Here is a 22,006-nt window from a genome sequence, read left to right as displayed (position 1 = left end):
AGTACAACTTAAATACAGGTCAGATGCTCAAAACAAAAGTAAAAGTAAGTAGTAAAACTACTCTCCAATCTTTGTAGAAGTACATTACACTATCTACATACACAGAATAGTAAATGATATGGATTCTAAGGAATTTCAACAACAGTATGACACAGGAGAAAGGATTTTCTTTAAAATCGATCTGAGAGGCTCAAACTTAAGTGGAATTAACCTAAGTGATGTTGAGTTTGATAGCGCCGACTTGACAGGAGCTAACCTCAGGGAAGCTAACCTCAGTAATGCAAATTTGCGTTTAGCAAAGTTGAGTCAATCCGATCTAAGAGGAACCGATCTAAGTAAAGCTAATTTGACTAAGGCAGATCTACGCGAAGCTTTATACGATGAAAAGACAAAGTTTCCTGATAAGTTTGATCTTGTAGCCGCTAATCTTCAGTTAGCTCCCAAAACACCAATTATACCTCATGTTAGAGATGTACCAACTCCCGACGTACTAACTCCAGATGTACCAAGTCCGCCCAATTCAGGTTCAACTACTAAATTAACCATAAAAAAAAGACCTACTTTGAAGAGAAATATAAAAATCAGCAAAAAGTATTTGATTCCTGTGATTGCTGCTATTCTGGCTTTAGTAGCGGTGATTGTAGTCGCAAATCTATTGCCTCAATCGCTTATGGAGGATAAAATAAGTCCAAGCAATTCACCTCTAACATTTAACCCCAGAATAAGTTCAGGAGATAAAGTTTTAATTGAAAATGAAGAAGGAGTACGTAAATCATTCAAACTTTTGAAACAAGCCGGAGTCAAAGCAATTGCTGAAGCTAAGTACAATGAAGCTATTTCTTATTTAGATGGTGCAATCCAGGAAAGTCGCAACTCACCTGAAAGTCTAATCTATCTTAATAATGCAAAAATAGGAAAAAAACAAGCTGAAACAATTGCAGTAGTAGCTCCAATTGGCAGTGACTTAAAAGGAGCTCTTGAGATTCTGCGCGGCGTAGCTTCTGCTCAGTATGAATCTAATCAGCAGATTGGAACTACACCTATTAAGGTACTAATTGTCAACGATGATGATAAAGAAGAGGTAGGTAAACAAGTTGCCTTAGCTTTGGTCGAAGCTCCAGAAGTTTTAGGAGTGGTGGGTCATTGGGCTAGTCAGGTATCTTTAGCAGCAAAAGATATTTATAACTCTGGAAAGCTTGTTGCTATTTCTCCAATCAGCACGGCTGTAAGGCTTTCAAACTCTAGTTCTTATTTTTTCCGCACTGTTCCTAGCGATTCGGTTGCAGCAAAAGCGTTAGCCGATTACATGGTCACTAAGTTAAATAAGAAGCAAGCAGCGGTCTTTTTTAACTCTCAGAGTACATACAGTCAATCTCTTAAAAACGAGTTTATTGAAGCTCTTTCACAAAAAGGGGGAGAAGTTTCTAGTGACAATACTTTCGACTTGTATGATCCTGGCTTCACGGCCAAACGCAGGGTAGAACAAGCAATACAGCAGGGAGCCGAGGTGATTTTGTTAGCACCCAACAGAGGTTCACTAGATAAGGCATTAGTAGTTGCTCAAGCTAATGAAAAGAGGTTGCCTCTTTTGGGAGGAGACGGTATTTATGGAGATACAACTTTACAAGATGGTGGGGCTGTATTAGAGGGGATGATAGTAGCTATTGCTTGGCACGTTGATGGTACTCTAACATCCGCAGACTTTCGCAATCTGTCAATACAATGTTGGGGTACTGGGGATGTCAATTGGCGTACTGCTATGTCCTACGATGCAGCAAAAGCATTGATTACCGCGATTCAACGTCAGTCTCAGCCCACAAGAACAGGAACGCAACAAGTTCTTTCCTCCACAGACTTTTTTACTAAAGGAGCATCTGGTACAATTCAGTTTGAGAGTTCAGGCGATCGTCGCAACCCTCCACTTCAACTTGTGAAAGTTGTTAAAGCTAAAGTTCCAACAACTGGGTACTATTTTGCACCCGTGAAATAGTTTGAGGCTAAGAAATAACCATACGATCGCCCCTCTCCCCTCCTCAATCTTAAAGTGCGATCGCCCTTATTGTCCGAAAGGGCGATCGGCCTTTTTTCCCAAAAACCAAAAGGGCGATCGCTCTTATACCATGTCGAATCCCAAAGGATGATCGCCCTTATTTTATTTACTCGCGCACATATTCAACTTGTTAACATGATAACATATCAGCAGAACAGGTGTACGATCGTGAGAATATAAAAATTGGAGGAAGCCTAAATGGGAAAAAGTACAGAAGTGTCAGCCAAGCGACACGACCCAAATTACATACAGCTATCGGGAGATGTCCGAAAAGAACTAGGACTTCAGTTTAAAGCTGCGTGTACTCTCAAGCAGCTAAATATAGGAGAAGGGTTGGAAGAAGCAATAGAAATATGGTTCCAGGCTCAGCAAGCCCCCTCATCCAGCAAAAGCAGCAAAAAGGGGGAGGAGTGAGAGCTCCAGAACGGGAAAAAGAAGAGCTTGGCAATCCCATCAACGAACCCGTACAAGCGTATAACCTCAAAGAAGCGAAAAAGAAATGCTAACAGCTAGCAACTCAATATGAACGGTCTCTTGCAGATGTTCGGCCTGAAGGCAAAGCCTGGTTTCGCTGCTACTTTCAGTGAGGGAAAATACATGAAAATTCGAGAATCAGTTGGTCAAAGTGTCTGGAATCATTCTGAGGGTTGGTGCTGCGAGCCTCTTGACCCCATACCGCCCGGTCATATTGCCCTAGCCGTTGAAGCGATAGATATTAATCTTGTAGACTGGGATATCGAAGAAATTGGCGAAAAAGCAGGTTTTGATATTCAGTACAAATACACGGGAGTCAATGACCCGAAAGATTCATCTTTAGCTTGCGTAACTCAGTTTGTGGGTATCTATGAAGACTTCTCAAAGCTCGATCGCGATTTGGAAGCTTTGATTGCAGCCGGCATCCCGCGTCATTTATTTAAAATACTGACTGACAACGATGACATCGATTTGAAGCCTGTAACGCAATACCTCAAAGCAGTTTCCTAATGTTTTGGGTGTAGCGCAATTGTTGCTTTTCCGAAAGTGCGATCGCCCTTTTTGTCCGAAAGTGCGATCGCACCTCTTCCATCCCTCTCAATATCCGACTCAACCATTTACACCTACAACACTCAACTCATCAGACATTTCGCAATTATTTGTTGCATCATCTTTTGGTAACTGTTCGCTATTCAAGAATTCTTCAAATAAATCAAAAAAGCGCTTCAGTGCATCGGCTTCATCCTCAGAATAAAAAAGAATAATCCGACTCCAAGATTGAGTATCTGCTTGGTTAAATCGATTCTCTATCCATTCTTGAAACTCCTCAAACTTTGTTTCTTGTTCTGTTACAGGAATACCAAGTTGACGGCGGGAAAAGGTATAGCCATCTAAGAAAACATGGAGATGACTAAGCGATCGCTTCCCCAAGTATAAAGACGATCTTTGCTTAATTTTTTCTAGCAAATCATACAAATCTAACATTGTTTCATCTCCTTTTCGCTAAAATTCAATTTCCGCAATCTCAAAATTACCGCCCAGCTCGATCGCCAAACAATAAAATTTTCCCAACCACTCTTGTTTAGGAATTCCTTCATTGTGGATATTATCAAAAATTAGTTCCTCCCCATCTATTTTAACTGCAATAGCTTCATGCCGTCCATTTGTAGCAATATTTTGTCCGAGGTCATCATGGTAAATATTACCATATTTTCCCTTGGCACTGCCAGTGTAAATTTTTAGTTTTTTCCCCGAAATACCCCTGATAATTAAAAACTCTTGGACGCTTAAAGCGCAAGCATTACATTCAAACAGCTTAAATTTACTAGCTATTTCTGAAATTTGTTGTCGTAATTCGTCATCGATCATGTTTAATTATTTGACCATCTCTTGGTGCCATCCTAACTCCGCTTTACCCTAAATAGTTATCCGCAGCGTCATAGCTACCTTGATAAGTGCTGTAGATGCGGTAGCCTGGGAATACTAAAGCAATGCCAATGGGACTGTGAATAGTCCCCGGATAGTTTTCTTCGGGTTCGCTACCCCCAATCCTAATTTTGATCGCACCCAGCCAAATGTAGAGCCCTGGAATTAAAGTATCTAAGCTGTAGGCGATCGCCCGCATTTGAAGATCCGGGGGATTAATCGGTTTTAAATACTGTGGCTTTTCAGGTTGAGAAATGGACATGGCACTGATTCCCGTGCGGTATGGTGCAAAAGCGGTCTTGTTGAGTACATTTTAACATAACCTATAGTTTCATTTTTCAATTGTTAAGTTTATTTTACTATGTTCTCGCGATCGCCTTTCCCATACCGAATCCCTGCATTGCGATCGCTCCTTTCCATCCAGCTATCCCAAAAGCGATCGCCCTTTTTGTCCGAAAGTGCGATCGGCTTACAATCATGTCAAATATATTCAATCCTCCCGCTCGTTTCTTCAGGTGCATACACTTCATAAATTAAAATCAAACTACGGATAATCTCGCCCACAGAACGAGAATAACGAATTTGCTCACTCACCTCTAATTGCCCTCAATTTTTCTTGTAACGGAGATGGTGGACTATTACGCTTTAATTCTTCCACAATAGCTCGACTTTCAGCCGTGCGACGATCGATTTCTTCTCGACGATCGTAATAATAGGTCATTGCTGCATGAACCGAAGCCAGTGGCAAATCATACTTGCCCGCGATTTCTTCTATAGAAATCCCCATTTTCAGATACATTTCGGCGATGTGTGCTACAGCAATTCGATGGCCAGCAATGCGTGGCTTACCACCAAGTACCCCAGGCGTAATTTCGATATGTTCTGTGATGACGGATTCCTTAGACATTATAGTTAAAGGCTATTAATTGGTAATTTTTAAGCTCTTTAATATTAGCACAAATAGTCACAGTTACAGGAAATTGTAGGGTGCGTTAGACATTAATTCTTTCGATTTCAACAGGTTTAAAGGATCAGACGCACCCTACGGACAGTATTTCGATCGCCCCCACTACCAACTAGATGCAAACTAGATCCAGTCCGGCCTGAATCGCGGGGAGTCTAGAAGTATAGAATAGAGGTTGCGAAACCGGCACACCGCCCGATCGCTCGCCCCCAGCAATTTGTTACCCTAAAAATAGAATCTCCCCTCCCTCAACTCCCTCCCATGAACAACGCTTCTCCCCTGATTCAAACGATAACTCCAGAACGCTGGGCCGGGTTTAGTATGGACTTTATAGGGGCGGGTTACACGGGTTTGTTGGTCAAAAACGGCCGCGCCGTGCGTACCCTGAAATCCGGGCGGCATTTCAGCTTTGCCCTTCCCCTGCTGGAACAGGCTCAAATTGTCCTCGTAGACACCAAACTCCGCAATTTGGAGGTGCAGTCGCACGGAGATTTTTTGTCTAAGGATCGATTTTTAATTGATGCCACTCTGACCGTTATTTATCAAGTTATAGATCCGAAACGGGTAGCTTTGGAATTGTCCGATCCTATAGGTGCTTTAGCAAGTGCAGTTAAGGATTGTATGGGATTAGCGATCGGGCAAATACCCCTACAACAGCTTATCAGTCAAGGACGGCTGTTGCTGCGCCAAAATTTGCTCGATCGCGTCCAAGATTTTTATACCCTAGGTTTTAACTTAGAAGACGTGCGAATTGGCGATGTCAGCTTTCCCGAAACCAACGGAGTTATTCGCCAAGTTGAGGGAATGAGTGCCCGACAAGAAGCAGAAAATGCCGCCGCCCTGCAAATGAGAATTGCCGAAGCCGGCCGCCCGATTGTTCCTCAATCTCCCGTACAGCAGTTAAACTTAATTTCAGGTAATTCTCCTGCGAGTCTTCCCGCTTCTGACACAGCAGCGGGGTTCGATCGAGATTTACAACAACTAACACAACAACTTGCTCAAAACAGCCTCCCTGCGGGGAGAAATCCTCCCCAACTTGCACCAACCGTACTCGCCAGCAGCGATCGCCAAACAACCGCATATTTAATCTACAAACTTTCTGGAGAGGCGATCGCCCTAACAGCCAATCCCTTTACAATTGGACGCGAACCAACCAACACTTTAGTATTACAAGATCCGCAAAGTTCGCGCTACCACGCTCAAATCCGCCGCGCCACTGACGAACTTGGCAAACAGCGGTATCAGCTTGTCGATAGCGGCAGTTCCAACGGCACTTTTGTGGGTGGGCAGAGGCTGGCTGCTAACGAGCCTTTTTGGCTGCCAAATGGCTGCGAAATTGCGATCGGCGACCAAAGATGGATCTTTCAAAATTAGTGAGTGAGAGAGATGAAGATTTGTTTAAACAGCAGATGAACACAGATAAATCCCATCGGCGTTCATCTGTGTTTATCTGCTGACATCTGCGGTTGAAAAATCCCAATCTAAGTAACTTGCTTTAATCACGATATAAAAGTAATAGATTCCGAATCTACCGTCAACAATATGAATGTTTTTTTAAACCGCAGATAAACGCAGATAAACGCAGATTCATTCCATCGCCTTTCATCTGTCAGGTTTCTGTAGGGGCGTTGTCAAGAGTCCCCGCCCTTCCCACACAGCTTGACCACGAATTTCAAAGGTGGTACCCGCCACGTGATTTATCCGTGGAATCAATCCCAAATCGAAAATCGAAAATCCTCAAGCCCCCGCATTTATCCGTGGGGTCGCCTCGAAAATCTAAAATCTAAAATCTAAAATCGATTGACACCTTCTCCCTCCCCAATTCCCTATACTCCCAGGTAGAAGTCTCTTGCCAACCCTAGGGGGGATATCTCCACAAGCATTTCGAGCGACAATTTGTCAAGATGGAAAATATAAGTAGAGGACAACCTGATGAACTTTTCTATACAATCTGTTTACAACTGGTATCGCGACACCCTCCGCAACCCCAAATACCGCTGGTGGATTATTCTGGGAACCCTGGCATATCTGGTAAGCCCGATCGACATTGCCCCAGACTTTCTCCCCGTCGTTGGACAAATTGACGATGTGGCAATTGCAGTCTTGCTGATTTCCGAAGTTTCCCAAATGGCGATCGACTACTTTAAATCCCGCCAAACAGAGACAGCTTCAGCATCCGAAGCCACCGGTGCCAATTATTCAGAAGCCAACGGCAGCACCGTTGACGTAGATGCAGTTTCTGTAAAATAATTGCCAAAAATAATCGAGCGCTACAACCCCGACTTCTTCAAGAAACCGGGGTTTTTGTTTTTTAAATGGCAACTGCTCAGATCGTGCTCCAAAGCTGGTAATTTTAACTATGATCCATCTGTGCTAACAACAAATTTTTATAGATGAAGTTTAGCGAAATAGTACAAAAACTTAATTTAGCCACCAGTCGCACCCTCACAGCGTCGGTTGCTACCGATCCAGAAATTACAGGCGCGGCCCCTGTTGATGAAGCTGCATCGGGCACAATCAGTTACATAGAAGGTGCTAAATTTGCCGTTCATACAGCCACTACAAATGCTTCGGCTTTAATTTTGCCCTTAGATGAAAGTCTTCAAGCTCAATGCGACGATCGCAATATTGCTTGGGTTGCCGCAGCAGATCCGCGATTGCTGTTTGCTGAAACGATCGCCATTTTCTATCAACCGTTTCGCCCAGCATCCGAAATTCATCCCTCAGCCGTCGTTCACCCCTCAGCAGAAATTGGTGAAAATGTCTATATCGGCCCCCACGTCGTTATTCAAGCAAAAGTCAAAATTGGCAGCAACGTTTGCATTCATCCAAATGTCGTAATTTACCCAGATGCGGAAATAGGCGAAGGCACTGTTTTACACGCTAACTGTGTCATTCACGAACGTACTCGCATCGGGGCAAATTGCGTGATTCACAGCGGTGCGGCGATCGGTTCCGAAGGTTTTGGGTTCGTGCCGACAGCCACAGGATGGGTGAAAATGGAGCAGTCTGGCTGCACTGTATTAGAAGAGGGCGTTGAGGTTGGCTGCAACAGCACGATCGACAGGCCCGCTGTCGGAGAAACCCGCATCGGCCAGAATACAAAAATCGACAATTTAGTACAGGTAGGTCATGGCTGTCAAGTAGGGAAAAATTGCGTTTTTGCCGCTCACGTTGGCATGGCTGGCGGAGTAAAAATTGGCAACAATGTAATTTTGGCAGGTCAAGTAGGAATTGCCAATCAAGCCAAAATCGGAGATGGGGCGATCGCCACTGCTAAAGCCGGAATTCACAGCGATGTGCCCGCAGGTGCGATCGTGACGGGCGTTCCAGCAATTCCGCATAAATTATTTCTCAAAGCCGCAGCCGTCTACAACCGCTTGCCCGAAATGTACCAGTCTCTGAGGCAAATTCAGCGCAAGCTCGATCGGTAGTCAATTGGCAGTAGTCAGTTGGCAGTTGGCAGTTGGCAGTTGGCAGTTGGCAGTTGGCAGTAGTCAGTTGGCAGTTGGCAGTTGGCAGTTGGCAGTAGTCAGTAGTCAGTAGTCAGTAGTCAGTAGTCATTAGTCATTAGTTATTAGTTATTAGTTATTAGTCATTAGTTAACAGTCAACAGTCAACAGTTAACAGTCAACAGTCAACAGTTAACAGTCAACAGTCAACAGTCAACAGTCAACAGTCAACAGTCAACAGTTAACAGTTAACAGCCAACAGTCAACAGTATTATAGTTGCAACCCCTTAAATGTGGAATAGTATAACTAACCTGCGACTGCTGTCGCCGTCAATACCAGCAATTGTCAAAATAATCTTCTTTTTCTTGACTTGGATTGTTGTGTGGCTGCCCATAGCAATTGTGCTGGCGATCGCCCTCAAATGGCATCCGCCCCAACCCCTGGGAAACAAAAAATTACCTTTACTAGCTTCCCTCTACGTGATTGTCCCCTTCATTTTATGGGCGACAATGTGGATTGAAAACACCTCTTTTACCAATTGGGGTTGGGATTGGCAACCCGCAGTTTTGATGTCATTAATGCGGGGATTAGGATTAGGAATAATTAGTTTAGTAATTTTATTCGGTCTGCAATTAACCGCAGGCTGCATCGAGCTAAAAAAAAGCGAAAATTCCACAGAAACAGGCGAAAAAACAATTAATTTTTGGACTTTAATTTTTAGCCCTGCTAGTCTGCTGACTCTGTTATTAGGATTGTGGATTAGCGCCACAGAAGAGTTAATCTTTCGCGGCTGCTTGCAAACAATCCTCCAGCAAGATTACTCAATGCTAATCGCAGCAGCGATCGCCAGTTTCATTTTCGCGATCGCCCACCTAATTTGGGCCGCCAAAGAAACTCTACCGCAACTGCCCGGATTATGGCTGATGGGGATGGTTTTAACATTAGCCCGCATCGCCGACAATGGCAGTTTAGGATTGGCGATCGGCATTCACGCAGCTTGGATTTGGGGTATAACTACCGTAGATACAGAAGGGGCAATTAAACCTACTTCTACCGTACCAGAATGGATTACAGGAATTGCCGCCAAGCCGCTAGCCGGTGCAGCCGGAATTCTGTTATTGCTAGCAACAGCAGCCGTGCTTTTGTTAATTTAAATAAGACTTACCCTAAAAAATCCGGTTTCTTATAAAAGATTGGCTCTCCTATATTTGTGGTATAAATGATAGTATAGCAATCCTCAATCATTTGTGAATTTCTTACTCCCTCCCCTTACCAAGGGGAGGGTTGGGGTGGGGTTAAAAAATTTATGGCTCATGTAGGATTGCTATATAAGCGTCTTCCTCATCCGGGATAGGGGGATCGCACAACGATAATTTTTATTTTGCTGAGCACCATAAACTCAGGACATTTGGATTATGATATCAATTCCGGTGGTACTCCTCATAATAGTTGACTGTTAATTGTTAACTGTTAATTCGAGGTCGCCCAACTCAATGATTGTTGAGTGTTGAATGTTGACTCGATTTTACTGCCGACGATCAAGCGCGGATTTGATATGATATCTACTCTGTTGAATCAAATATTCAAAGGACGTGATGGCGGTGGTGGCATGGGCGGTTTAGCGATCGCCAGAGACTTAGAATAGCGAGCCTCTAAAACACCACTTCTAAACTGAGCCACTTTTTCTCCCTTCCTGTGAAATACTATCACATTAACCCGACTGCTGTAAATAGTCAGATACCGCTGTTTGACAATGAAGGCAAGAATAATAAAGACAACACCGATAAAAATACTGAGAGTCGGAATTCCTAACCAAAACAGCCACCAAGTACAACCCTCTCCTGTTTCAATCGCTCTAACATCCTCAATCGGAATAAACACCTCTTTTGTTTCTAATCCAAAAAAAGATTCCGAGCTGATTTGTAACATTTCGCCAGCCAATTTAACCGTAATTGTGCCATTACTTTGAACTGGAACAATCCCCACAATTTGACCAGGTGTACCGCTGATTTGGATGAGTTGATTAGATTTCATATTTATTGTCTATTGGCGGTAAGGCAGAAACTCGGAAAAGCTATTAGATCGCCTCCTTTTAGGATTTAGCACGTCCGAAGAATTGTATAACAACAACCTCGACCTATTTGTTGACTCAAACTTGCTCTACCTATCGCCACAAGTACCACTAAAACCTCCTGCGTATAATAGGCAAGCTGATGCCCATAGCTGTAAGGTAAATTTAACTTGCTGGCAACGGGTTTGAGGACATCTGCTGCTTCATCTTTATTAACTTGATGTCCCTTGAGTTGATTGTACAAATACTCCACTACTTCACAAGTAATGTTTTTTGTAAATACGATTGTAGGTCTTTGAGCCTTAATCACATCTACTCGATAGTTTGAGCCTTCACGGTAGACGAGGTGGCAGTTGCGTAATCTAACCTCTCCAATCAATTCGCTCTCCATCTGTTCCTCCTATTTGATTCTCTAAGCAATTAGCAGCGATCTATCTTGGGCAATTTACAAATAAAATTGCTCATCTCATGTTTACTAAAACCCAAACTCTTCCCCAAGTCTCCGCCTCAAATCTCCAGATAGTGGTAATTGGCGGATTTCTTTGCAAATTGCAGCATGAGATTCTCCATTTTGAATTCGCTGCCTGTAAATTCCAATTAACAGCGCTTCAAGACCGTACTTAGATAACATTTCTGTCGCTAAACCGATGATGCCCAGCAAGGCAATGCCACCGAACATTCCTGCTGGCCCACCTAACATTGCCAAAGCCGTCGTAATTGCGGCCGCTCCTGCAAAACCTGTAGTTGCCATCACAATTAGAAGTAAAATCACAGGCAATCCTAGTCCAGCAGCTTTCCTAACAAACTCGTCCATAATGTCGCTCCTAGTCTGTATATAGAGGGATTAAAAATCAGAGATTTTTGTTTTTTTGCCTTAACTTCCCTTTAACAAAAGCCTTCAATGAAACAAGCCCAAAAATTTATTTACTCATTTCATGAATTTTTACTAATTTATTGAAGTATTTGGTAGGTGTTTAAGTTTGGTCTCTAGTCTCTTACCTCCTTCCACTCCAAAAACTTGATAGACAAATCATTGTTACTACGATCGCCTAGTTGAAGAGCATTATCCATAATTCTCCTGAATTCATAACCCTGATTGGGGGTTAATACACCGCCAAGCGGAACAGTCAAAAATTCGACTACAGCTCCGTCTCGTTTATCGATAAATTGGACGCTGATAGACTGAACTTTAGCCGTCTTACTTTGCTTGTTGGTCAACCGCCCTACAAGGAATCGCTGAGTTCCTGTATTTTCCATCGCTAATCCAGTTAACTCCAGTCCATTCACGAGCTGAACCCTAAAAGGGTCTGGCTTCCGCGTGTTTTCAGGTGGTTTGGGAAATCGACAAAGCTGATCGAGAGATTCATACTGTTTTCTTTCAGAATTCAACTGAAAACACCCCGGATACTCTTGGGCGATCGCCCTCGGAAACAGATTGAAAACAGACAGAAGCGCGATCGTCGGTAAAGCGGTTATCAACTTGACCCACCTAAACATGGCCTTTTACTCTCCAATCGAGTAACGATACTCATCAGTTGTTTTAGTCCAGCAGTTTTCACAGGTAAATCTGGTTTCGACCTCTACTGATTAACCAGGGTCAAACCCAAAAATTATGCAAAGCTGAGGGGGAAACTGTATTCAGGTTCGCTGAACTCAGAAAGCTCTCCGGCTGCGCCGACTTTCTGAAACATCCACCGCGCCTAACTGAGATCAATGTATCAAGTATAGTTCTAGTTTGTCAAGCTAATGCTCAAAAAAAACTCATCAAGTGAGATAATTCTCTCAAAAGTCGATTGCAAAACGCTCTAGCCCCTCTAATGGCAACTGAAACAAGCTCTAAACCTCTACCAATCAAGTATCCCGATCGAGCAATGGCTCCAAATTTCAGCCGATCGCCCCTCAACTATTCTCTTTTGTATCTCGTTTACCTACTTCTAAGTGAGACAAATGCCCATATAATCAAATTACAGCCCAGAAGCCTCTGTTTGCGCCACCCCTCAGTTCTTCTGTTGTCTATCTCGTTTATCTCGTGATAAGTGAGAAAAATGCCCATATAATCAAGTTACAGCCCAGAAGCCTCTGTTTCCGATGCCCAAATTTCTGTGTTAGCTTACTTCCAGCGATCGCCCCGTCCTTTCCCAGCTATCTTTGAGTAGAACCGCCCGCTTTGTAATACCTGTATTCAACGTAGTATGAAACTTCCCGAAGATTTTTTAATAACTTTAGCCACTAAAGTTGGCATTTCCGAAAACGAATTTGAAGTCTTATCAAGAGCAATCAAAGGCGAATCCATGTCTGATATTTCAGACCAGCTTCGCGTTCGCAAAGATGCCTTACAAAAACGCCTGGGAGAAGTGTATAAAAAATTTGAAGTTCAAGGTGCCGGGCCTGGAAAATTAGCCAAACTCCAGCAAATTCTCGTAACTGAATACCAGAAACAAGTTGCCAATAACCGTCACGATGCTACAACCGATCGCGAAGTTTATCCAACCGTAGAGAATACCCGCTTCCAAGACGCAACTAACCCTCAATTCTCACCGCGTATTGATTGGGGAGAAGTCCCTGATCAAGAACCTTTCTACGGACGTAATTCCGAAATAGAAACTCTCAAAAAATGGATAGTAACAAACCGTTGTCGAGTAGTCACAATTTGTGGCATGGGAGGGATTGGCAAAACAGCATTAGCTACCAAAACTCTACAACAAATTCAAGGGGAATTTCAAACCATAAGCTGGCGAAATCTCGCCACATCGGGCCCCCTTGAAAAACTATTGCCAGACCTCTTGCAATTCCTATCTCATCATTCAGAAATCGACATTCCAAAACCCAGCAACTCACTCATCTCCCAATTAATAGAATATTTGCGTTTAACCCGCTGTTTATTAGTATTCGATGAAGTCGAAACTATCCTCCAAAGCGGACAGCTACCAGGACAATACCGCCCCGGATACGAAAGTTACCGGGAACTCTTCCAACAAATAGCACAAACCTCTCACCAAAGTTGCCTGCTTCTCATCAGTTGGACTCCCCCTATAGAAATCGATAATTTAGCAGAAAAAACCTTACATTATCGAGCTTTAGAACTGAGTGAGTTACCAGAAAAGGATGCCAAACAAATCATTTTATCCGCCCCCCACGTTTCTACTTCAGAGAGTAATTTACTATCCGAACTCATTTACCTATATGGGGGCAATCCCCTCCTTTTAAAAATAGCTGTCACTCACGCTCAAGATATGTTAGCGGGCAATTTAGCACAACTCGTCAAAAAAACTCCGTCGGTTATTGAGGCCATTGTCCGAGATTATTTTGAGGAGCAATTTCAGGAGTTTCATGAATTAGAAGTAAAAGTATTGTCTTGTTTGGCGAGCAATAAACCCGCCACCCTTAGCGAGTTGCAATTCAGTCTACTATTTGCTGAAGACTTATCAGAATTGAAACTGGCTGTAGAAATTCTAATCGAGCGATCGCTCCTGCAAGCCCTCACCGACTCCGGGGAAGAACGCCTGACAGTCAGGCCGCAGGCTAGGCGATTTGTCACCCATCAATTAATTGCTAAATACCTGAATCAAATTGGTTACAAGAAATACTTAGAGAGTGAGTTACAGACGGCAAAATGTTATTTAACACAAACCCTTCGCTACAATCCAGAACTGCCAGCAGCTAACTACAATTTAGGGTCAACCTACGAAAAACTCGAAGATTTGCCCAACGCTCGCCAGCACTACAAAAAAGCAGCAGAATATAAAAACAGTCGCGCTGCCGGTGCTGCTGTCAATAATTTAGCTCGATTGGAAATTCTCAGCGAAAATTTTGACATAGCGGTAGAGCTAATTCTCTCCATTTTGCCACAAGTTAATGACAAAATGGTGCAAGTCACGCTCCACAAAAATCTGGGATGGGCTTATCTAGGGCTGCAACTTTACAGTGACGCCGAGACTCACTTGCAAAAAGCAATTGAATTAGATAAATTCTATACTGTAGCACACTGCTTGCTAGCACAAGTTCTCGAAGCAAAAGGGGATACAACAGCAGCTCTTTCTTGCTGGCAAAAATGCCTGAATTGCTCGACACAAGGCCAACAACAAGAAGGTGTGGCGTGGAAACTTCCAGAATTAAGTATTTGGAAGAGTTTTGCCCGCGAAAGGCTCAGTGCTTCGGGCCGAGAAGCTAATTAATTAAATTACAGTAAGCTGTTCTCCATTTAAATTGTGTGTCAAAAATCACTCAAATTATTGTGGGATGGGCTTCTAGCCCGTCCCGAATATGCAATTTAAACACGCAACAGCTTAGGGTGCGTCAGTAGTTCTCAGTTTTTCGCTCCTACTTCACCATTGAACTAGCTGACGCACCCTACTGAAAGCTCGCTAGCAATTAAAGTTATTTAGTTCGGAGGAACTATCGGATCGTCCTCTCCAGAACTGCATTGTGTTCGGCGCTCAGCTTGGGCAATTTCCATCAAGGGATAACTACCAATGGCTGATACTAAACTTGCCTCTATATTGGCAATGATTTCTCCCGCAGCATTGGGAACCCCCATTACTAATAATGTCAGGGGGGTAGATGAAACTATAGGTATCACAGCTCGTTTCTCCGTCAAAGAAAGGGATAAGGGAGAAGCGAGTTGGCCAACTGCGCTCTATTATTAACCAGGGGGTAGGGAGACAATTATGCAAAATTTTAATAAAAAATGTCGCCTCATCAAGCTGCAAACGTTCTCAGTGCTTGCTTTACGGATTATTAAATTTTCTGTAAATCTTACATTGAGAGGCAATTAAATCCTAGGCAGAGTACATCTCTGAGGTAAAATTAAGTCTAATCCTTTAATTGCTCAGGCATAGTCTCATGCCAATTCCCAAGCTTAGTGAAGCGACGAGCCAGCATAATACCTCTGCCACCTCCCTCAAGCGCGGTGAAACTTACTATTTAGCGGGTAATGTTACTAGCGCTGTCCTGCGTGGCAATTATCGTGCAAGCAATAGTGGAGGGTTCTGCTGTGCAACCTTACCGTATTACGATAAACTTTGATGACGCTAATGTGGCATCATCAAATTGCACTTGTGCTTACGATCGCGTTGGGTGGTGTAAACATATTGTTGCTACCATGTTATTATGTCTGCGACAACCACAAATAATTGAGCAGCGCCCCACACTGCAACAGTTACTCGATCGCCTCAACGATATACAAACCCAGCAATTAATACAACATTTAGTAGAAAAGGAGCCCTCACTCATCGATCCGATCGAACGATACATTAACTTAATTGCTATTCCTACGCCTCCACAGCCACCTACTAAATCACCCCGTCGTACCTCCATTAATCCGGCTCCTTTTCGACAACAAGTACGACAAATTTTGCGAAATGCTGTGCGTTATTTCGACGAGGGATGGGGGGAAGAAGACCCCATTACAGAAGAACTTTTAGATGTGATTCAGCAAGCGCAGGAATTGATCGCAGAGGGAGATGGTAACAACGCCTTAGTAATTTTACAAGCCATCACCGCAGCTTGCGTTGAAGATTGGGATGATGTAGAAGAATATGGCGCTGAAAGTTCTGATATAGCTAACGCTTTGGATGAAGCTTGGACAGAAGCCATTTTAACGGCTGAACTAACTGCTGAAGAAGAGATCGATCTCCAGGTGATGGTAGAAGCTTGGCAAGATGAATGGGATTGCGATTTCAGCATGAGCTTGAAAGCTTTACGCCAAGGTTGGGATGACCCCGTAATTCAACAGGTACTTCAAGGAAATATTACGGGGCAAGAAATAGGAGCTAATGAGGCACCAGAATGTGCTAAAAGCTTAGCATTAATTCGCTTGCAAATCCTCGATCGCCAGGAACGCTATCAAGAATACTTATACTTAGCGCAAGCAGAAAACTGCTCTCAACAATACTTGACGATGTTAAGTCGTTTGGGGAGAGTAGAAGCAGCAGTGGAAGCTGCTGCTACTCAGATGAAATCAGCGGAAGATGCTTTTGCTCTCGCTCAAAGTTTACAAGCACAGGAAGCCCAAGCTGAAGCTCTAAAAATTGCTCAAACTGGGTTGAATTTGTCAGGCAATTGCCTTTATAAACTGGCAATTTGGACGAGTGAGTTGGCTGTTGAATTGGGAGAAAACGAAGTTGCATTAAATTCTAGAATGCGGGTATTTCAAATCAAACCATCCTTTGCCGATTATCTTTTAGTGAAGGAGTTTGCAGGAAACAGTTGGTCAACTGTGAAAGCAAATTTGTTAGCAACTCTGAGAAGTGATAGAAGTTGGGGAGTTTCTGAAGCACAGGTTGATATTTTTCTCTATGAGGGACTTATTGAAGATGCGATCGCTGTTGCTGATGGCTTGAGTGGCTACGAATCGGCACTGATTCACCGAGTAATGGGGGCTGCGATCGCCCACCGCCCCGATTGGACGATCGCCAATGCTTGTCGGCTTGCTGAATCGATTATGGATCGGGGAAAATCAGAGGACTACGATCGTGCAATTAAGTGGTTGGAAAAAGCCCGCGCTGCCTATTTACAAATGGGGCAAAATCTTCAGTGGTGTGCTTATCGTTCTCAACTTATGCAAGTACACAATCGGAAGCGGAAGTTAATGGGAATGCTGAAGAGTCCCGATTTAGATTGAGGCTGAAGTTTACCGTAAACCGGAACAAGTGAAAGCGGCCCAATAAAAAGGGTCAGCAAAAGGGAAATCTAAGCAACTAATTATTTCCAGTCGTTCCAAAGTTTTGTAATTGCGTGTTGCTGTTTCGGCCCGCTTTTCTTCCTCTTGTAGCCATTGTAGGTAGTCGGGGGAACCTTCGGGATAGGAATTACGCTGGTTTTCTGCCAACTGGCGATCGCCCTCCGCCTCTTCAAATTTGCGTTCTAATAAATCAGCAAGTTGGGGAGAATAGCAAGCGACAAATTCTGATCCAGAGAGCGATCGCAAATTTATTTGTGCTTGCTGCAATGCTTTTGGGCGGCTACTTCCTTGCTGCCGAAGTTTGTGATAAAAAATTGAAAATAACGCTGTTGCTAAATCATCTACAGCCCACAGCGTGCTCACAACACTCCGAGCACCCGCACATAAAAAGCCCGTCGATAATGTCAAAATATCATCAGTAATTTCCGTAGTTCCTAACCCTGTTTCACAACAGGATAAAAACACATCAACTAAATGAGGCAGCCGCCAGCCCGGTGTCATTAACTGTCCCAAAGTAATGCTACCATCTGCCAATTGCAGTCGGGATTCTAACGGATTATCAAGGCGAGATTGAGCATGATGGCTAGAGATAATTCCCTGGACTTGTAAAGAAAGTTGCCGATAGTTGCTGACCGTTGCTTGGCTACGTCCTCGTAAGTGTTGTTCATTGCGAATATTATACAGTTTGGCAATTTGTTCACCCTCAAAACTTGCACAGGGTAAATCTTCCGTTGCATCTTCCACAATACCATACATTAGTCGATCGTTGACAGGTGGACGTTTGTGGCAAAATTCTAAAACTTGACAACTAGGACTGTAACGAATAAGAAATTTATCTCCTAAATATTGACCATTTTCTAAAGGTAAAGCAGCAAAAGGAATTTGGTGTAGGCAAAGGTGAGGAACAATAATCAGTTCCTCGATATTATTAAGGTAATGACGAATCAGGTTATCGATTTGCAGACGGCGGGAAAGTTTCGCTAAAAACTGCGGAATTCGCTTTCTCCACTTAGCTTTACATTGTAATTGCTCTTGGGCTGATTTACTTGAATCGCCAGAATCTAAGTAGGGTGTTAGCCAATTTTTATTAATCCATTTTTGTAAGTTTTTGCCTCGTTTTCTGGTTATTTTGTACAAATTTAGTTCGGCTTGTCGCAAAACAAATATATATGTATCTTCCTCAGTAGTGTAAAAATTAAGTATTGCTGTAGTAGGGCGATCGATGAGTTCTTGGATAGCGGTTAAATTAGGGGGACTGACTTGAATTTCGCCCGCTAAAACCGGATCTAAACGTCTTAGTTGTTCCCAAATTAGTTGTTTTTCACTTTCTAAACCTTGGATATTTTCACTAATGGCTTCTAAAGCTGCTCTATTGCGTGTACAATCCATATCAATTAGATCCTTAGCTCTAAATGCAATTAACTTCTGCTTTTTACTTGATTTCTTTAAACCGGAACGTTCGCAATCTATCTGTCGTTGAATTCCTTCAAATTCGGCTAAATATTCTTCTACTTCTGAAGGTATATCTCCATGAGAGTAAAGGTCATTACTGGCAATTAAATCTACTAACCGACGAGAGCGGGAACGTTCTACATATTCAAAAGCTTGTGGAAAATTTTTCGTATTAACTAATGCTTGTACAATATTTTCATAAAGATATATATCTTCTCCTAAAATTTCTTGGCGGCGTCGATCGGTATTAGCCCAAACTCGCAATTGTTCTAAAGCTTCAATACCAAGACTATACCCTTCAATGGCTTCTCTCCATAGTCCTAATTTGAAGGCAATTTGACCTAAAACTTGTCCCGAAATCAGACAAAGTTGTGGGAAAGCTTGAGGCGTTCTGACTTTTAATGCTAACTTAAAGTATTGAATTGCTTCGGTAAACTGCTCTAAATTGTGGTAGAGATAACCTAAATTATTTTGTACAGTTGCCCAATTTTCAGGAAAATCTTTGAGAGTATAAACTTCTAAAGCAGCTTGGTAATAGTCCCGCGCCAGTTTGAGGTTTTCGTCAACACTTCCTTGAGTGCGATCGCTATAAGCATAACCTAAGTTTAATTGCACCATAGCCCAATCTTCAGGAAAATCTTTCTGAGTATAAACTTCCAAAGCTGACTTATAGTAAAAAATAGCCATTTCTAAATTTTCAATTTCATTTTGAATAGTGCGCCTCCTATAGGCATTTCCTAAATTATTTTGGATCATTGCCCAATTTTCAGGGTTAATTTGACGGGTATTTACTTGCAAAGCCATTTGATAGTAATTAATGGCTATTTCTAAGTTATTATCCTCATCTCCTAGCAGACGTTCGCTATAAGCACTACCAATTATATTTTGCAGCATTGCCCACTGTTCAGGGAAATCTGAACGAGTATATATTAGTAAAGCATTTTCATAACATTTGATAGCACTTTCTAAATTGTGTAAAGAATCTCCATAAATTCGTTCACTATGAGCAACTCCTAAATGCTGTTGTGTTTCCGCCCACTGTTCAGGATAATTTTCATAATTACGAACTTGCAAGGCATTATTAAAAGCTTCGATTGCTAATTCTATATTTTCGAGACGGCTACCATATTTGCGATTGAGATAAGCAATCCCTACATTATTTTGAATCATCGACCATTGTTTACGATTAAATGCTTTTTGATAAGATTCAAGACAGGTAAGATAAAGAACAATAGCTTCTTCTACGTTTTCAGCTTGATTCCCTTGAGCATTTCTTAAATAAAAAGTTCCTAAGTTATTTTTGAGCAAACCCCAAATTTCAGGAAATTGACTATAACCGCAAGCATCTAAAGCAATTTTATAATAGCCGAGAGCTTTCTCAAGGTTATCAACTTGCTCTCCTTTAACTCTATTTTGATAGCCATACCCTAAATTATTCTGAATTTTCAACCAATTTTCTAAATAACTCTCTGGATTATAAATAGTTAAGGCATTTTGAGAAGCAGCAATTGATGCTTCAATATTTTCGGAAAGGTCTCCTTTTATTCTCTCTAAATAAGCAACTCCTAAGTTAAGTTGTATCAATCCCCACACTTCTGTAAAAGTCTCAGAATTATACACTTGTAATCCTAATTCATAATATGCAATTGCTCGTTCCAAGTTATCGGAATATTTCCCCGTTGTAGAAAGGTAATAGGAAAATCCTAAATTATTTTGAGTGTTCGCCCAATTGTCGGGATAGTCCTCACGATTATAAACTTGTAAAGTAGCCTCTATCAAACTCCTACCTAATTCTATATTCTGTTCTTGACTTCCCTTGAATCTGCTGAGATATGTCGCCCCTAAATCATTATGAATAAAAGCCCATAATTCAGGAAACTCTTCTTTCTTACAAATTTGTAGAGCAGTTTGATAACACTCAATCGCTTTCTCAAGATTATCAGCACGATTTTCTATTTTTTGACGGTAAGCATCTCCCATACAAAATTGGATCGTACTCGATTGTTCGGGGAAGTCTTCAGCACTATAAACAGTTAAAGCTGCTTGATAACACTCAATTGCTTTTTGGAGATTGTCGTCTCGATTCTCTTCAATTGTAATATAAGCATTACCTAAGCTCTCTTGAGTTTCTGCCCAGTGTATGGGATAATCAGTATAAGTACGGACTTGTAAGGCATTGTGAAAAGTGGCGATCGCCCTTTCAATGTTATCTACTTTTTGCCCTTGAATACGATTATAATAAGCTAGACCCAAATTATTTTGAATTCTTGCCCAATCTGTAGGATTATCCTCTTTTGGATAAACAGCCAAAGCAGCTTGATAATATTTAATTCCTAGTTCTATATTTTCCGATTCATCTCCTTTAACACGGTGGAGATAAGCCAAACCTAAATCATGCTGAATTTCCGCCGTTTTTAAGGGAAACTCTTGACACTTGCACACTTTTAATGCTAATTCAAAAGCAGCGATCGCCCTCTCCAGATTTTCTTCTAAATCACCTTCAACTCTGTCAAAATAAACTAAACCTAAGCGATGTTGAATTACACTCCATAATTCCGGTTCATCGGTATCATTACAACATTGTAAAGCTAATTCATAACACTCAATTGCTCTTTCTAAATTCCTGCTACGGTTCCCAGCAATGCGAATTTGATAAGCAAACCCCAAATGGTTTTGAGCAATCAACCAATCCTTGTGGTAATCTTCCCGATTGAGCGCCGCCGCTACTTGTTGATATCCCGCGATCGCAATTTCAATATTGTTTACACAATCGCCCCGAGTAAATTCTTGAATAAGACCACTAAAAGTGCCAATTACAGTGGCTATATCGTAAGCTTCTTCAGACTCTAATTTCGCTAAAACGTCAGTTGCCCAACTTCGCAAAAACCAATCAAAATTATCATCTAATTTATCTAATTTTTTTTCTAAAATAGGATATACAACTTCTGCATTTCCTTCACTTGCTTCGATTGCTTCCAAAACTTCTAGGAAAAAATTTAACGATTCCTCAGAATTAGCTAATTCCGATCGAATATTAATTAAGTCTTTTATCCTCGTCGCAGCACTCCGCAGCCAGTCAGATCCCTCTTCATTTTCCTCAACCAATAACTCATCTGCTACCTCCTCCATCACCTCTAATAAACCTTCATTAATGAGGTTTGAATAGTCATCCAAAATATCTCCTTCTTCACCATCTGGACAGGTACGTAGCATTTCAATTAGGTGACGATAAGCAGAGTTGAGCTGTTCTTTCATGTTACCTTTTTTGGGTTAATATCATTTTGGTTTTATATCAATTCCGGTTGCACTCAGACAGGATATAGAGGAGACGGCAATCCCCTTGGACTACCCGGATTAATTTTCGGGACATGGGGCACTGCGCCGTGTCGAAAGCTGTGGGTAATAGACTTCTTGCAAAAGTCCTTTCGATCAAAT

Annotated in this window: 20 protein-coding genes; 9 read left to right on the top strand and 11 right to left on the bottom strand. The window is 42.1% G+C overall.

The window, feature by feature from the left end; genetic code table 11:
- The first annotated feature begins 118 nt into the window (after positions 1-118).
- From QUB35_RS07155 to QUB35_RS07145, 3 genes are all read left to right on the top strand, one after another.
- Positions 119-1,990 (top strand): ABC transporter substrate-binding protein, encoded by a 1,872-nt coding sequence (locus tag QUB35_RS07155; RefSeq protein ID WP_333140682.1) that lies wholly within the window; start codon positions 119-121, stop codon positions 1,988-1,990.
- Between the two features lie 258 nt (positions 1,991-2,248).
- Positions 2,249-2,464: a hypothetical protein gene (locus tag QUB35_RS07150; RefSeq protein WP_333140680.1), complete on the top strand. Its 216-nt coding sequence runs from the start codon at positions 2,249-2,251 to the stop codon at positions 2,462-2,464.
- Positions 2,465-2,572: 108 nt separating this feature from the next.
- Complete coding sequence (locus QUB35_RS07145; protein ID WP_333140678.1) at positions 2,573-3,034, top strand: hypothetical protein; 462 nt, start codon at positions 2,573-2,575, stop codon at positions 3,032-3,034.
- A gap of 99 nt (positions 3,035-3,133) precedes the next feature.
- Here QUB35_RS07145 and QUB35_RS07140 read toward each other — a convergent pair whose 3' ends face one another.
- The 5 genes from QUB35_RS07140 to QUB35_RS07120 form a co-directional block, all read right to left on the bottom strand.
- The gene (locus QUB35_RS07140; RefSeq protein WP_333140676.1) at positions 3,134-3,508 is read right to left on the bottom strand and encodes a hypothetical protein; all 375 of its coding nucleotides are present in this window, start codon (positions 3,506-3,508) and stop codon (positions 3,134-3,136) included.
- 18 nt (positions 3,509-3,526) lie between these two features.
- On the bottom strand, positions 3,527-3,892 hold the full coding sequence (locus tag QUB35_RS07135; protein WP_333140674.1) for a papain fold toxin domain-containing protein: 366 nt from the start codon (positions 3,890-3,892) through the stop codon (positions 3,527-3,529).
- A gap of 43 nt (positions 3,893-3,935) precedes the next feature.
- Positions 3,936-4,211, bottom strand: a complete 276-nt coding sequence (locus tag QUB35_RS07130) for a hypothetical protein (RefSeq protein WP_333140672.1) — start codon at positions 4,209-4,211, stop codon at positions 3,936-3,938.
- Positions 4,212-4,308: 97 nt separating this feature from the next.
- Complete coding sequence (locus tag QUB35_RS07125) at positions 4,309-4,479, bottom strand: hypothetical protein (RefSeq protein WP_333140670.1); 171 nt, start codon at positions 4,477-4,479, stop codon at positions 4,309-4,311.
- Between the two features lie 56 nt (positions 4,480-4,535).
- A complete protein-coding gene (locus tag QUB35_RS07120; RefSeq protein WP_333140667.1) occupies positions 4,536-4,856 on the bottom strand; it encodes a DUF433 domain-containing protein in 321 nt (106 codons plus the stop codon).
- Between the two features lie 318 nt (positions 4,857-5,174).
- On the opposite strand from QUB35_RS07120, the gene QUB35_RS07115 reads away from it, so the two are divergent.
- The 4 genes from QUB35_RS07115 (at position 5,175) to QUB35_RS07100 (ending at position 9,520) form a co-directional block, all read left to right on the top strand.
- Entirely contained in the window at positions 5,175-6,287 is a 1,113-nt protein-coding gene (locus QUB35_RS07115) for an SPFH domain-containing protein (RefSeq protein WP_333140665.1), read from the top strand.
- Between the two features lie 558 nt (positions 6,288-6,845).
- Positions 6,846-7,163, top strand: coding sequence for a YkvA family protein (locus QUB35_RS07110; RefSeq protein WP_333140663.1), 318 nt, complete (start codon positions 6,846-6,848; stop codon positions 7,161-7,163).
- A 143-nt stretch (positions 7,164-7,306) separates the two neighbouring features.
- A complete protein-coding gene (gene lpxD / locus QUB35_RS07105) occupies positions 7,307-8,347 on the top strand; it encodes a UDP-3-O-(3-hydroxymyristoyl)glucosamine N-acyltransferase (protein WP_333140661.1) in 1,041 nt (346 codons plus the stop codon).
- A 309-nt stretch (positions 8,348-8,656) separates the two neighbouring features.
- Entirely contained in the window at positions 8,657-9,520 is an 864-nt protein-coding gene (locus tag QUB35_RS07100; protein WP_333140659.1) for a CPBP family glutamic-type intramembrane protease, read from the top strand.
- Between the two features lie 421 nt (positions 9,521-9,941).
- On the opposite strand, the gene QUB35_RS07095 is transcribed toward QUB35_RS07100, so the two are convergent.
- From QUB35_RS07095 to QUB35_RS07080, 4 genes are all read right to left on the bottom strand, one after another.
- Entirely contained in the window at positions 9,942-10,400 is a 459-nt protein-coding gene (locus QUB35_RS07095; RefSeq protein ID WP_333140657.1) for a hypothetical protein, read from the bottom strand.
- Positions 10,401-10,465: 65 nt separating this feature from the next.
- Entirely contained in the window at positions 10,466-10,828 is a 363-nt protein-coding gene (locus tag QUB35_RS07090; RefSeq protein WP_333140656.1) for a hypothetical protein, read from the bottom strand.
- Positions 10,829-10,912: 84 nt separating this feature from the next.
- Positions 10,913-11,251, bottom strand: a complete 339-nt coding sequence (locus tag QUB35_RS07085) for a hypothetical protein (protein ID WP_333140654.1) — start codon at positions 11,249-11,251, stop codon at positions 10,913-10,915.
- Between the two features lie 173 nt (positions 11,252-11,424).
- A complete protein-coding gene (locus QUB35_RS07080; RefSeq protein WP_333140652.1) occupies positions 11,425-11,934 on the bottom strand; it encodes a hypothetical protein in 510 nt (169 codons plus the stop codon).
- A gap of 695 nt (positions 11,935-12,629) precedes the next feature.
- Here QUB35_RS07080 and QUB35_RS07075 point away from each other — a divergent pair.
- Positions 12,630-14,612 (top strand): NB-ARC domain-containing protein, encoded by a 1,983-nt coding sequence (locus QUB35_RS07075; protein WP_333140650.1) that lies wholly within the window; start codon positions 12,630-12,632, stop codon positions 14,610-14,612.
- A 206-nt stretch (positions 14,613-14,818) separates the two neighbouring features.
- Here the strand turns inward: QUB35_RS07075 and QUB35_RS07070 are convergent, their stop codons facing one another.
- Positions 14,819-15,016, bottom strand: a complete 198-nt coding sequence (locus tag QUB35_RS07070) for a hypothetical protein (RefSeq protein ID WP_333140649.1) — start codon at positions 15,014-15,016, stop codon at positions 14,819-14,821.
- Positions 15,017-15,370: 354 nt separating this feature from the next.
- Between QUB35_RS07070 and QUB35_RS07065 the strand changes: the two genes are divergently transcribed.
- Positions 15,371-17,059 carry an SWIM zinc finger domain-containing protein gene (locus tag QUB35_RS07065; RefSeq protein ID WP_333140647.1) on the top strand — a complete coding sequence of 563 codons (1,689 nt, stop codon included), beginning with the start codon at positions 15,371-15,373 and terminating at the stop codon, positions 17,057-17,059.
- A gap of 9 nt (positions 17,060-17,068) precedes the next feature.
- Here the strand turns inward: QUB35_RS07065 and QUB35_RS07060 are convergent, their stop codons facing one another.
- The gene (locus tag QUB35_RS07060) at positions 17,069-21,826 is read right to left on the bottom strand and encodes a CHAT domain-containing tetratricopeptide repeat protein (protein WP_333140645.1); all 4,758 of its coding nucleotides are present in this window, start codon (positions 21,824-21,826) and stop codon (positions 17,069-17,071) included.
- Positions 21,827-22,006: the final 180 nt, after the last annotated feature.

This window comes from Microcoleus sp. B13-B6 (assembly GCF_036705405.1).
GTDB lineage: Bacteria > Cyanobacteriota > Cyanobacteriia > Cyanobacteriales > Microcoleaceae > Microcoleus.
The sequence above is the reverse complement of the archived record's forward strand: the minus strand, read 5'-3'. Positions and strand labels throughout refer to the sequence as shown.